The organism is Streptomyces sp. G7(2002) (assembly GCF_028870195.1).
Classification (GTDB): domain Bacteria; phylum Actinomycetota; class Actinomycetes; order Streptomycetales; family Streptomycetaceae; genus Streptomyces; species Streptomyces nigrescens.
Genome location: NZ_CP102609.1, coordinates 4317124 through 4329623 on the forward strand (window position 1 = coordinate 4317124; position 12500 = coordinate 4329623).

11 protein-coding genes are annotated in these 12500 nt (G+C 70.9%); 7 read left to right on the plus strand and 4 right to left on the minus strand.

Features of this window, described 5'->3' with window-relative positions; all coding sequences use genetic code 11:
• The first annotated feature begins 74 nt into the window (after positions 1-74).
• The 3 genes from NUT86_RS17920 (at position 75) to NUT86_RS17930 (ending at position 2382) form a co-directional block, all read left to right on the plus strand.
• Complete coding sequence (locus tag NUT86_RS17920) at positions 75-836, plus strand: GOLPH3/VPS74 family protein (protein WP_026170082.1); 762 nt, start codon at positions 75-77, stop codon at positions 834-836.
• Positions 837-1097: 261 nt separating this feature from the next.
• The gene (locus NUT86_RS17925; protein ID WP_274736355.1) at positions 1098-1964 is read left to right on the plus strand and encodes a helix-turn-helix domain-containing protein; all 867 of its coding nucleotides are present in this window, start codon (positions 1098-1100) and stop codon (positions 1962-1964) included.
• A 208-nt stretch (positions 1965-2172) separates the two neighbouring features.
• Positions 2173-2382 (plus strand): DUF397 domain-containing protein, encoded by a 210-nt coding sequence (locus NUT86_RS17930; RefSeq protein WP_026170084.1) that lies wholly within the window; start codon positions 2173-2175, stop codon positions 2380-2382.
• Between the two features lie 138 nt (positions 2383-2520).
• On the opposite strand, the gene NUT86_RS17935 is transcribed toward NUT86_RS17930, so the two are convergent.
• Positions 2521-3402 carry a hypothetical protein gene (locus tag NUT86_RS17935; RefSeq protein ID WP_018092243.1) on the minus strand — a complete coding sequence of 294 codons (882 nt, stop codon included), beginning with the start codon at positions 3400-3402 and terminating at the stop codon, positions 2521-2523.
• Positions 3403-3623: 221 nt separating this feature from the next.
• On the opposite strand from NUT86_RS17935, the gene NUT86_RS17940 reads away from it, so the two are divergent.
• From NUT86_RS17940 to NUT86_RS17950, 3 genes are all read left to right on the plus strand, one after another.
• Positions 3624-4847, plus strand: a complete 1224-nt coding sequence (locus NUT86_RS17940; RefSeq protein WP_159487845.1) for an aminotransferase-like domain-containing protein — start codon at positions 3624-3626, stop codon at positions 4845-4847.
• Positions 4848-4976: 129 nt separating this feature from the next.
• A complete protein-coding gene (locus tag NUT86_RS17945) occupies positions 4977-5762 on the plus strand; it encodes a DUF2690 domain-containing protein (RefSeq protein ID WP_274736357.1) in 786 nt (261 codons plus the stop codon).
• A gap of 106 nt (positions 5763-5868) precedes the next feature.
• On the plus strand, positions 5869-6654 hold the full coding sequence (locus NUT86_RS17950; RefSeq protein WP_274736359.1) for an SDR family oxidoreductase: 786 nt from the start codon (positions 5869-5871) through the stop codon (positions 6652-6654).
• Positions 6655-6823: 169 nt separating this feature from the next.
• Here the strand turns inward: NUT86_RS17950 and NUT86_RS17955 are convergent, their stop codons facing one another.
• Positions 6824-7942: an ADP-ribosylglycohydrolase family protein gene (locus tag NUT86_RS17955; protein WP_159487841.1), complete on the minus strand. Its 1119-nt coding sequence runs from the start codon at positions 7940-7942 to the stop codon at positions 6824-6826.
• Between the two features lie 727 nt (positions 7943-8669).
• Between NUT86_RS17955 and NUT86_RS17960 the strand changes: the two genes are divergently transcribed.
• Positions 8670-8933, plus strand: a complete 264-nt coding sequence (locus tag NUT86_RS17960; RefSeq protein WP_018092249.1) for a hypothetical protein — start codon at positions 8670-8672, stop codon at positions 8931-8933.
• 193 nt (positions 8934-9126) lie between these two features.
• Here the strand turns inward: NUT86_RS17960 and NUT86_RS17965 are convergent, their stop codons facing one another.
• A complete protein-coding gene (locus tag NUT86_RS17965) occupies positions 9127-11772 on the minus strand; it encodes a bifunctional FO biosynthesis protein CofGH (protein ID WP_274736363.1) in 2646 nt (881 codons plus the stop codon).
• A 133-nt stretch (positions 11773-11905) separates the two neighbouring features.
• The gene (locus NUT86_RS17970; RefSeq protein WP_018092251.1) at positions 11906-12304 is read right to left on the minus strand and encodes a VOC family protein; all 399 of its coding nucleotides are present in this window, start codon (positions 12302-12304) and stop codon (positions 11906-11908) included.
• Positions 12305-12500: the final 196 nt, after the last annotated feature.

The following is a 12500-nucleotide window of genomic DNA, read 5'->3' on the forward strand; positions in this document are numbered from 1 at the left end:
GAACCCCCCACGCACTCTCGACAGATGAATGTGAGAGGGGTCACCCTGTCATTCATCCACGCGGGGAGGCATGGATGGGCAGGAGCCGCAGAACAATTCCGGAGGAGCTTCTGCTGCTCGCTTTGGACCCGACCACCGGGACCACAGCGCAGCCGCAGTCGCTCGACCTCGGCCTGGCCGGGGCACAGCTAGTAGAGCTGGCTCTGGCAGGACGGATAGCCCCAGACGGGGATCGTATCGCCGTGGTGATGGCACGGCCGACAGGAGATCCAACTCTGGACTCCGCGCTCGAACTGCTGCGCCGACGCGGCAGTCCGGTGCGCGCGGTCCATTGGATCGGCGGGCCCCGACTCGGGCTGCGCCAGACCTACCTCACGCATCTCGAACGGTGCGGCATGGTCCATGCCGTGGCGGGACAGATGTGCGGGGTATTGCCGACGACGCGCTACCAAGCGACGGAGACGGCCATCAGCCGGGAAATCAGGGCCCGGCTGGACAACGCGATCCGCACCGGCGTACCCCCGGACCCGCGGACCGCGGCGCTCGCCGCGCTGGCCCATGCGGTCGGACTCGGCAAGCATCTGTATCCAGGGAACGAAGGGCGTTCATCGCGCTCCCGTCTCCGGGATCTGATCCGGCACGACCCGATGGGCGGACTGGTCGCACACGCCGTCATGGATGTGCAGAACGGTGTCGCGGTCCAGCCTCGGCGGCAGCAGGCGGCCGGCGCGACAGCCGTCCGGCAACCGGCGGCACGGGCCACGGCGGACCCGGCCGGCGCGCCGGTCCAGTCGCGGCACGGCCACGGCCGGATGGCCCGGGTGGGCGCCCGCTGACGCCGTAGAACGCCGTACGACACCTCGTACCACCCAGCGCAGCACCCGCATCACCCGCACCACCCGCCCCAAAGTCCCGTTCGGGAGCCGCAGCACCAAGCGCGGGGTGGCGGACCGACCGTTCCTGGACAACGGCCGGCCCGCCACCCCGCGCATCCGCTCGCTCGCCTTCTGTGTGCGTTTCACTGCGCGGCGTCACCTCGGAGTGGCAGTCTGCTGAAAAGGAAACGACAGCAGTACGGAGCCGGAGGTGCACGTCCCGTGGCGTCCAATGTCAATCCCACCGTCAGGCGACGCCGATTGGGCCAGGAGCTGCGAAGGCTCCGTGAGCTCAAAGGCATGACGGCGGAGGAGGTGGCCGAGGCATTGCTGGTCTCCCAGTCGAAGATCAGCCGCCTGGAAAACGGCCGCCGCAGCATCAGCCAGCGCGATGTCCGCGATCTGTGCGGGGTCTACGAGGTCGAGGACCACCGCATCGTGGATTCGCTGATGCAGATGGCCAAGGATTCGCGTCAGCAGGGTTGGTGGCACGCCTTCGGCGACATCCCCTACAGCGTCTACATCGGCCTGGAGACCGAGGCGGCCTCGCTGCGGATCTACGAGTCCCTGCTGGTACCCGGCCTGCTGCAGACCCCCGGATACGCCGAGGCGGTCATTCCCGGCACGGTCCCCGAGCTGGCGCCCGACCATCTGGAGAAGCGCATTCAGGTGCGGATGCGCCGCCAGGAGCGGGTCACCGACTCCGAGCGTCCGTTGCGGCTGTGGGTGGTACTGGACGAGAGCGCGCTGCGGCGCGTGGTCGGCAGCCATTTGATCATGCGCGAGCAACTGGACCATCTCGTCGAGATGAGCCAATTGCCGCATGTGACGGTGCAAGTTCTGCCGTATGACACCGGTGCGCATGCCGGAATGTCGGGAACGTTCTCCATCCTGGAATTCGACGATGCCGCCGATTCCAGCGTGGTGTACATCGAGGGCGTCACCAGCGACCTCTATCTGGAGAAGACCAGCGATGTGCACAAATACACGATCATGTACGAGCATTTGCGTGCGCAGGCCTTGAGTGCCGAGCACAGCCGGGAGTTCATCGCCGAGGCGGCGAAATCCCATGCAGACGCCATGAGATGAAGCCTGCCAGGGAGTCAATAGCGCGGAATCAGCGCGGAATCTGGGATTCCGGCGAAAGGGATCGCACGGTACACCTGCCGTCGCCCCGATGAAAAGAGATCAAGAAATATGCCCTTCGTACGGGTGAACGGCCTCTGCGGCTGGTGATGTTGGCGCGTAGCGTCATCAGTACCGAATCCGCGGTAACTCAGAGTGAGTTGGAGTGAACATGGCCGTGCAGCCCAATTCCGCATTCTCCTGGACCAAGTCCTCGTACTCCGGTGGCAACGGCGCTTGCGTGGAAATCGCCGTGCCTGCCGCCGCAGCCATCGCAGTGCGGGACTCCAAGGACCCCGACGGTCCGCGTCTCACGTTCGACAACTCCTCCTGGAGCCACTTTGTGTCGGACGTCGCCGGTGGCGCGTTCGACGCGGCGTGACCTGAGCCGTCACCGTCCGCAATCCGCAGATGTGAGCCCTCTCGACTGGATCGCCGTCCCGGCCGAGGGGGCTCGGCCATGCCCAGGTCCTCTCCGGCGCGCCGGCAGCCGTGCGCGGACGGCCGCCGGCCGCATCAGTCAGCGCAGTTCGGACACATACCGGTCCGTCCCGGGCACGGTCGGAAGGAACGGCGCCACCAGCTCCACCCGCCCCAGTCCCGACTCCGCGACCTCCTCCTCCAGGCCGGCGAACTGCTCCGCCCAGCCGTCGCGCGGGTCCCGCTGGAGGAACCACAGCAGGGTCAGCCGGGTGTCGACGCCCTCGACCTGCCGCACATACGACATCCGGTCCCCCGGCAGCGGCGTCGGGCGGAAGACCGTGACCATCGCGGCGGGTGAACCCGACAGCCGCCGCGGCAGATGCCGGGCACACAGCCACTCCAGGAGCGCCTCCCGCCGCTCCGGACCGTCCGCGTCGATCACCTCCAGCACCAGCCCGGCGTAGGGGTGGTCCAGTGCGTGGAAGTCGCGGGGGCCCGCCGCACCGTCCCGGTAGACCGTCGCCAGATGGTCCTGGAAGGCCGTGAAGACATGCGTACGGTCCTGATAGACCCGGCCGTCCCGGTTGAGGCGCTTGTTGATGCCGACGGTCCACTTCATGTGCTCGTCGTAGCGGCCCGCGGTGATCCAGTACGTGGAGAGGTAGCAGCCGGCCGTGACCGGCCGGGCGACGGCGGACTTCTCGGGGCGGCGCAGCAGTTGCAGCTCGCGCGTGGCCACCCAGCGGCGGCCGGCGAAGATCCACGGCATCGCCATGGCGCCCGCGATGTAGTGGTCGTCCTCGTACCAGCGGTTGTAGGCGTATTCATGGCCGGGATGCGGTTCGACCATGGTGATCAGCGCATGGCCGGGATGCACGCCGTAGGGGCCGACGGCGGCCAGCTCGGCGTAGGCGGCGGGCCCGGTGTCGACGGCCGCGGCGGTGGTGACCTCTGGCGTTCCTTCGCTGTCTGCGGTCATGACAGACAGGTTTAGCTGACACAGCATCAGATGGGGAGGGGGCGGGCGGTGCGCGAATCGCGGGAGACCGCGCGCACGGAACCGCCCCGGCCCGTACGCGGCCCTCACCCGCACCAGCTCATCATGCGGGCACCCCTGCTTTCCGTTCCCGGGCCGCTTAAGCTGCCGGGCATCTGCAGCTAACGATGGTTAATCGCAGACCACGAGCGATTGGAGTCGCCATGCCGGACGCGATACTTGCCCGCGCAGCCACCCCCGTCCCCGGGCTCGCCGCCCGTGCGGCGCGGACCGGCAGCTCGCCCGTGCGCGACATCCTGGCGCTCACCGCCCGGCCGGAGGTCATCTCGTTCGCCGGCGGGCTGCCCGCGCCCGAGCTGTTCGATACGGCGGGCCTCGCGGCCGCCTTCCAGCATGTGCTGGCCGAGGACCCGCTGCGGGCGCTGCAGTACTCCACCAGCGAGGGCAGTCCGGCGCTGCGCGAGTCCATCGCGGCGCGCACCACCGCGCGCGGACTGGCCACCGACGCCGACGACCTGCTGGTGACCACCGGTTCCCAGCAGGGGCTGACACTGCTGGCCACGGCCTTGCTGGAGCCGGGCGATGTGGTGCTGGTCGAGGACCCCTGTTACCTCGCGGCGCTGCAGATCTTCTCCTTCGCCGGCGCCCGGGTGGTGCCGGTGCCGACCGACGACGAGGGCCTGGACCCGGTCGCGCTGGACGAGATCACCGCGCGGGAGCGGCCCAAGCTGCTCTATGTCGTGCCGACCTTCCAGAACCCGACCGGCCGCACGCTGTCCGCCGAGCGCCGGGCAGCGGTCGCCGAGGTCGCCGCCCGGCGCGGGCTGTGGATCGCCGAGGACGACCCGTACGGAGAGCTGCGTTTCGAGGGCGAGCCGGTGCCGTGGGTCGCGTCCTTCCCCGGGGCCGAGGACCGTACGGCGCTGCTCGGCTCGTTCTCCAAGGTGATGGCGCCCGGTCTGCGGTTGGGTTCGCTGCGTGCGCCGGCCGCGCTGCGGCGCGCCTGTGTCATCGCCAAGCAGGCCGCCGATCTGCACACCTCGACCGTGGACCAGGCCGCGGCGGCGCGGTACTTGGCGGTCGCGGACCTGGACGCGCATCTGAGGCGGGTGCGCGACGCCTACCGTGAGCGGCGGGATGCGCTGGTCGACGGGCTGGCCGCGGCGCTGCCCGAGGGCTCGCGGTGGAACCGTCCGGCGGGCGGCATGTTCGTGTGGGCGACGCTGCCCGAGGGGTACGACGCGACGGCGCTGCTGCCCGAGGTGGTGCGGCATGACGTCGCGTACGTCCCCGGCGCGCCGTTCTTCGCCGGGCCGCCGGACGCCACGGCCGCCCGCCTGTCGTTCGTGACGCACCCGCCGGAGGAGATTCGCGAGGGGCTCGACCGGCTGAAGAAGGCGCTGGGGGGCGCGCGTCGGCACGCGTGAGCGCGTACGGTCGGCGCCTGCGCCGGGACGCGGCGGGCGGCGGAAAATCCGCTTTCGGACGACCGTCGCCCTGCCGGAAACTGGAGGTCCACGGCGCGTGGACCTCCAGTGAACCTCCCGGGAGGCCGGATGACCAGTGGCCCGGACTATCCGGCGGAGACGCCGGAGAACGACCCGGCGGACACGTCGGAGAACGACCCGGCGGACACGTCGGAGAGCGACCTGGCGGACACGTCGGAGAGCGACCTGGCGGAGGCGCCTGAGGATGACCCGGGGCGCGGCCCGTCGGGCCCCAGCCCCGATGCCGATCCCGATCCCCATCCCGATCCCGACGCCCCTCGCGAGCCGCACGCCGGGCCAGGCCCCGATCCCAACACCCCTCGTGAGCCGCTCCCGTACCGCGTCCGGGCGCGGCTCCGCGGGGCCGGGCGGTGGCTGCGGGTGCATGCCCGGCATGCGCTGGTCGTGGGTGTCGTCACGGCGGTCGCCGGTGCGCTGGCCACCGTGGGCGCCGACCAGTTGCCGAAGCTCTTCGAGGAGCCACCGCCCGGCTGCCCAGGGGCGGGCTGCGACGGCAAGAGTCCCAAGGACAGCGGGTGCGCGTATGACGCCACTACCTGGGAGCCGAAGGAGGGCAACCCGGTCCGCATCCACCTGCGTTACAGCAAGAGCTGCGGTGCCGTATGGGGGCGGATCGTCAACGGCGAGCCGGGGGACATGGTGACGCTCCGGGTGTCCGGCGGCGCGGCCCGCAGCGCCTCCATCGACTACCGGCACGACAAGTACACGACCATGGCGACCGTCGGCCCCACCTTCCGGGTGCGGCTGTGCGCGGTGCCGATGACCGGCCCCCGCCGCACCGTCACCTGGGTCAAGTACTGCTTCGAGGCGACGGAGCATGTGCCCTGGGAGTGACCCTGCGTGCCTCCGTCTTGGCGAAGAGCTCTGGCCTTCCCCGGCCCCCGGGCCTAACCTGACGCCCCATCAGACGTGAGCTGGGCGGCCCGGCCGGGAGGCACAGATGCTGCTGCGGAACAAGACCGTCGTCATCTCGGGTGTAGGAGCCGGGCTCGGCCATCAGGTCGCGGCGGCCTGTGTGCGGGAGGGTGCCTCGGTGGTGCTGGGGGCCCGTACGGAGGCGAATCTGGCCAAGTCGGCGGCGCAGCTGGACCCGTCGGGCGCGCGTACGGCCTGGCGGGCGACCGATATCGGTGACGAGACGCAGTGCGCGGCGCTGGCCGAGCTGGCCGTGGAGCGGTTCGGCGGGATCGACGCGGTGGTCCATGTCGCCGCCCTGGACTCGCTCTTCGGGGGACTGCGGGACGCCGACTTCGACTCCTGGCACCGTGTGGTGGACGTCAATCTCCTCGGCACACTACGGATGACCCGTGCCTGTCTGCCGTCGCTCACGGCGCGCGGCGGCGGCTCGGTAGTGATGATCGGCACCCAGTCGTCGGTCGCCGCACCGTCACAGGTCCAGCAGGCGGCGTATGCGGCGTCCAAGGGCGGGCTGGTCTCGGCGATGTACTCGCTGGCGCGCGAGCTGGGGCCGGACCGGATACGGGTCAACACCGTGCAGCCCGGCTGGATGTGGGGCCCGCCGGTGCAGGCGTACGTACGGTTCCAGGCGCAGAGCGAAGGCGTCCCGGAGGCCGAGGTGCTGGCCCGGCTCACCGAGCGGATGGCACTGCCCGAGCTGGCGACGGATGCGGATGTGGCCGAGACCGTGGTCTTTCTGGCCTCCGACCGGGCGCGTGCGATCACGGGCCAGTCGCTGCTGGTCAATGCGGGGGAGCTGATGCGGTAGCCCACCCGCCGGGCATGCGCACTTCTCCCTTCGACAACGCCGCGAGGTGCGGTGCCTGGGGGCACCTCCCAGCGGTAGCTGGGGGAGCGTCGCAGGCCCACGGAGACCGGGGAGACACTCCCTACGCCCTCGGATGGCGGGCGAGCTAAGCCCTCAGATAGCGGGCGGGCTAAGCCCTCGGATAGCGGGCGAGCCAGCCAGGCGACGAGCCGGCCGGGCCGTGCAGCGCGGCGCCCTGTGTCATCTCCATCGAGAAGTCGTCGGCCAGCTGCAGGATCGTGTCCCGGCCCTCCAGCTCGACCAGCCAGACCGGCGGCAGCGCCGTCTCGCCGTGCAGGGTGCCCAGCAGATTGCCGCAGATGGCGCCGGTGGAATCGCTGTCGCCGCCGTGGTTGACGGCCAGCAGGAGGCCGTGCCGGATGTCCTCGGCGACCAGTGCGCAGTAGACGCCGATCGACAGCGCCTCCTCGGCCGTCCAGCCCTCACCCAGGGACTCCACCCGGGCGGGCGTCGGCATGCCCTGCCGTACGGCGCCGAGCGCACGCTTGAGGGCGTCGCTGGTCTCCTCGTGGCCGGGGCGGGTAGCCAGATGGGCCAGCGCCTTCTGCACGGCGCCGTCGAGGTCCTCACCACGGGCCAGCGAATGGCTGATGACCGCGAACGCGCCGGCCGCCAGATAGCCGGTGGGGTGGCCGTGCGTCTGCGCCGCGCACTCGACGGCGAGCTGGAAGACGAGCTGCGGCTCCCAGCCGACCAGCAGCCCGAACGGCGCGGAGCGCATCACCGCGCCGCAGCCCTTCGAATCGGGGTTCTTGGGGTGGTCCAGCGTGCCCATCGCCTCGTCGCCGAGGCCGCTCAGACAGGCCCGGCCCGGTGCCCGCCGGGAGTACAGCCACTCCTCACGGGCCAGCCAGCCGTCGTCCTCCTTGCGCTCGTCCGGGCCCCAGTCGCGCTGGGTGACGGCCCAGCGCAGGTAGGCGCGGTGGACGTCGGTGGGCGGGTGCCAGGCTCCGGTGTCGCGGCGCACCTGGGCCCGGATCAGACCGTCCACGGTGAACAGGGTCATCTGGGTGTCGTCGGTGACCGCGCCGCGCCGCCCGTAGGCGGGCACGAAATCGGTCACGCCCTCCTGGCCGTGCGCCTTGCGGATCGCGTCGAGCGAGTCGAATTCGATACCGGCGCCGAGCGCATCGCCGATGGCACCACCGAGCAGACAGCCGCGTACCCGGCTGCGGAAATCCTGCTGCTCGGCGCGCCCCCAGATGGCGCCGCCGCCCGCCACGCTCATGCCGAAACCTCGCGTCGCTCGGCCTCGCATTCGCGCGGCGCGCACCTCTGAACGGCACGCTCGCTACGCTCGCTCACTGCGCCCTCCTGAAGCTCACTACGTCCCGGGGGACCTTGCGGGGCCCCTGGCGCAGCACTGTAATCGACCGGGAATGATCAATTTTTGGCCAGGAGGGTATTGCGAATAGTCATTCGTAAGGAGGCTTTTGGTCGGTACCGTCCCGATGGGTCCCGGCCCGAGGGGGCCCGAGGGGTACGGGGTCGGCCGGTGCGGGGCGGGGCGGTGCGGGGCGGGGCGGTGCGGGGCAGTGCTCGGCGCGGCGAGCCGGGAGGGGTCGCGTCGAGGGGGAGGGCGTGGGGCCGTGGGGGGCCGGCCTTGTGCGGCCGTCCGGCTGGTGCGCTGCCCGGCCCGGTCCGTCAACTGGGCTGAGGCGGCGCCGGTCATCCGGACGTGGGACCCGCCCCATGAGCCGACCAGCCCGGTCACCCCTGCCCAGACGGCCGCCCGTCGCGCGGCGGGGAGCACAGCGCCTCTCGCCGCTCCTCGACGGACGCCTTCACCAACCGCGCCTCGTGCGGCGCCCGCCCTCAGGTCAGGCGCGCAGTGGCCACCGGTCTCGTCCCACCAGATGGCCCACGCCTCTCCCATCCCTCCTTCCCCTCCCGCCCCCACCTGGGCGTTCATCCGTTCGATGATGGCAGTGGCGCCCGTTGGGCATGCTCTCCCCATGTCCGAGTACGAGTGGGATCGCACCACCATGGCTGTCGTCGCCTCCGCGCTCTCCGGAGACAGCGACGGCGCGGTGGAACTCCTTCGGCCGCTCCCCCAGAGCGATGTGTGCCATATCGCCGTACGCCTCGCCGCCATGGCGGCCGACGCGCTGATCGTCGCCGCCCAGGACAGCGGAGGCGACCGCGAGGAGGCACTGTCGCAGTGGCAGCAGTGCATCCTGCAGCACGAGGCGGAGTACGAGGGAGGAGTGGGGGACTGAGCGGCCGTGGCGGTACGGCCGCCGACCGAGGACGGTCATGACGGCGCGGCCTACCGCTGACCGGCCCCGGAACCCTCACGAGCCCTTTCTGCCCTGCTCCCGCGGATCATCTGCCCCGCTCCCGCAGATTAGCCGTCGGCGGAGCTGCGGGAACGGGGCTGTGGATAACCGCGGCTAGCGGCTCTCCCACCGCCTACTCCACGACCGGCAGCAGCTCCGGCAGATGACCGTCCGACGCGAGGGCGGCGGCCTGGCGTTCCTCGGGGACCGGGCCGTAGGCCGTGGTGCGGGGGCGGGCCGGGCGGCCGGCCCGGTCGGCGATGGCGATGAGGTCCTGGATGGAGCGGTAGGAGCCGTAACTCGACCCCGCCATCCGGGAGATGGTCTCCTCCATCAGGGTGCCGCCCAGATCGTTGGCGCCGGAGCGGAGCATCTCGGCGGCACCGTCCGCGCCGAGCTTGACCCAGCTGGTCTGGATGTTGGTGATGTGCGGGTGGAGCAGCACCCGGGCCATGGCCGTCACCGCGCGGTTGTCTCGGGTGGTGGGGCCGGGGCGGGCGATACCGGCGAGGTAGACGGGGGCGTTGGTGTGGATGAAGGGGAGGGTGACGAACTCCGTGAAGCCGCCGGTCTCCTGCTGGATCTCGGCGAGCAGGCGGAGGTGGCCCAGCCAGTGGCGTGGCTGGTCGACATGGCCGTACATCATCGTCGAGGACGAGCGGATGCCCAGCTCATGGGCGGTCTTGACCACCTCGACCCACGTGGCGGTGGGCAGCTTGCCCTTGGTGAGGATCCAGCGGACCTCGTCGTCGAGGATCTCGGCGGCGGTGCCGGGGATGCTGTCCAGACCGGCGGCCTTGGCCTCGCTGAGCCATTCACGGATGGACAGCCCGGTGCGCGTCGCGCCGTTGACGACCTCCATGGGCGAGAAGGCGTGCACATGCATACCGGGGACGCGTTCCTTGACGGCGCGCGCGATGTCGAAGTACGCGGTCCCGGGCAGGTCGGGGTGGATGCCGCCCTGCATGCACACCTCCACCGCGCCCACGTCCCAGGCCTGTTGGGCGCGGTCGGCGACCTGGGAGAGGGAGAGGGTGTAGGCGTCGGCGTCCGTGCGGCGCTGGGCGAAGGCGCAGAAGCGGCAGCCGGTGTAGCAGACGTTGGTGAAGTTGATGTTCCTGGTGACGATGTAGGTGATGTCGTCGCCCACGGTGTCGCGGCGCAGTTCGTCGGCGAGGGTGCAGAGCGCGTCCAGGGCGGGCCCGTCGGCGTGCAGCAGCGCCAGGGCCTCCGCGTCGGTGAGCCGGGTGGGGTCGTCGGCGGCCTGCGCCAGGGCCTGGCGTACGTCGGAGTCGATGCGCTCCGGCGCCATCCCGGGGGCAGCGGCCTCGCGCAGCGCCTCCCAGTCGCCGTAGACCTCGTCGAAGTCGTCGCGGCGGTCGGTGGTGCGGCCTTCGGTGTCGATGGTGTGGTGCAGGTCCGTACGGCCCGAGGAGCTCATCGTGAAGCCCTCGTCGGGCTCCTGCCAGGGGCGGCCCACCACGGGGGCGTCCTCGACGGCCAGGCCCGTCTCCGGGTCGGCTAGGGCGCGGACGTGCGGCAGCAGGCGGGGGTCGAGCCAGGGCTCACCGCGCTGGAGGAACTCCGGGTAGATGGGGAGCCGTTCACGCAGCTCGAAGCCGGCCGCGGCGCAGCGCTCGGTCAGCTCGTCGATCTGCGGCCAGGGGCGCTCGGGGTTCACATGGTCGCGGGTCAGCGGGGAGACGCCGCCCCAGTCGTCGATCCCGGCGTCGATGAGCAGCTGGTATTCGCCGTCGACCAGGTTGGGCGGCGCCTGGATACGGGTCGAGGGGCCCATGATGTGCCGGGCCACCGCGATCGTCGCGGCCAGCTCCTCCAGTTCGGCGTCCGGCATTCCGCGCATCGCCGTGTCCGGCTTGGCGCGGAAGTTCTGCATGATCAGTTCCTGGATGCCGTGGTAGGCGCGCTGGATGCGGCGCAGCGCGAAGAGGGACTCGGCGCGCTCCTCGTACGTCTCGCCGATGCCGATGAGCAGCCCGGTGGTGAAGGGGACGTTGGAACGGCCGGCGTCCTCCAGGACACGCAGCCGGACGGCCGGTTCCTTGTCGGGCGATCCGTAGTGGGGACCGCCGGGCTCGCTCCACAGCCGCTCGGCGGTCGTCTCCAGCATCATCCCCAGAGAGGGGGCGACGGGCTTGAGCCGCTGGAAGTCCGTCCAGGACAGCACCCCGGGATTGAGGTGCGGCAGCAGACCGGTCTCCTCCAGGACGCGGATGGCCATGGCGCGGACGTAGGAGAGCGTGTCGTCGTAGCCGTGCGCCTCCAGCCACTCGCGGGCCTCGGGCCAGCGGTCCTCCGGCTTGTCCCCCAGGGTGAACAGGGCTTCCTTGCAGCCCATTTCGGCGCCGCGGCGGGCGATGTCCAGCACCTCGTCGGGCGACATGAACATCCCGTGGCCGTCCCGGCGCAGCTTGCCGGGGACGGTGACGAAGGTGCAGTAGTGGCACTTGTCCCGGCACAGGCGCGTCAGGGGGATGAAGACGCCCTTGGAGTACGTGATGACGCCGGGGCGGCCCGCGGCCTCCAGGCCGGCGTCCCGCACCCGGGCCGCGGAGGCGCACAGGTCCCTGAGGTCCTCGCCGCGTGCCTGCAGCAGCACCGCGGCCTCGCCGGCGTCCAGCGCGACACCGTCGCGGGCCCGCTTGAGCGCGCGGCGCATCGCGTTCGCCGTGGGGCGGCCGGCGGCGGGCCCGGCGTGCGTCTCGCGGTCGGTCCCTTGGTCGGAGGCCTGGTCAGGTACCTGCGCGCTGGAAGTCATCCTCCGAGCATACGAGCGCCCACCGACAGCCCCGCCGCCGGAGAAAGGGCCGTTGATGTGCCGCTGATCACTGCGGACGGAGGTTCCGTCCGGGTGCGGAGGGGGCACTTCCCGGCGGCGGCGCACCGCACGCTTACATACTGGCCAGCAGCTCGTCCGAGTACGTCCGGGTCAGGAACTCCATGTTGTGGCCATCGGGGTCAAGGATGTAGACACCGCGGCCGCCGTCCCGGGTGTTGATCTCCTGAGGCTTGGAGTGCATGGGGTCGGCCCAGTAGGACAGCCCGCGCTCCTGTATACGGCCGAAGATCCCGTCGAACTCCTCCTCGGTCACCAGGAACGCATAGTGCGTCGGGACGAATTCGCCGCCTGCGACATGCTCGGCGTAGTCGAGGGCCACACCGTTGTCCAGCTTGAGGGCGGCGAAGGGGCCGAACGCCTTGGGCTCGGGGACGCCGAGCAGATCGGCCAGGAAACGGGCGGAGGCAAAACGGTCGGTGCTGTGGACGATCGTGTGGTCGAGGCGAGGCATGGGGTCTCCTTGATCTCTCTGGTCCCGTGACCGACGCGGTCCCTGATCGACGTGGTCCCTGATCGACGTGGTCCCTGATCTGCGGGATCGTTCGGACCCTCGGTCTTCTGGACCGTGGACCGATCTCCTTGGACCGTTGACTGCGGGTGGCTCAACGGGTCCTCACCTTCGACGCTACGACCGGAGGGGGCGGATG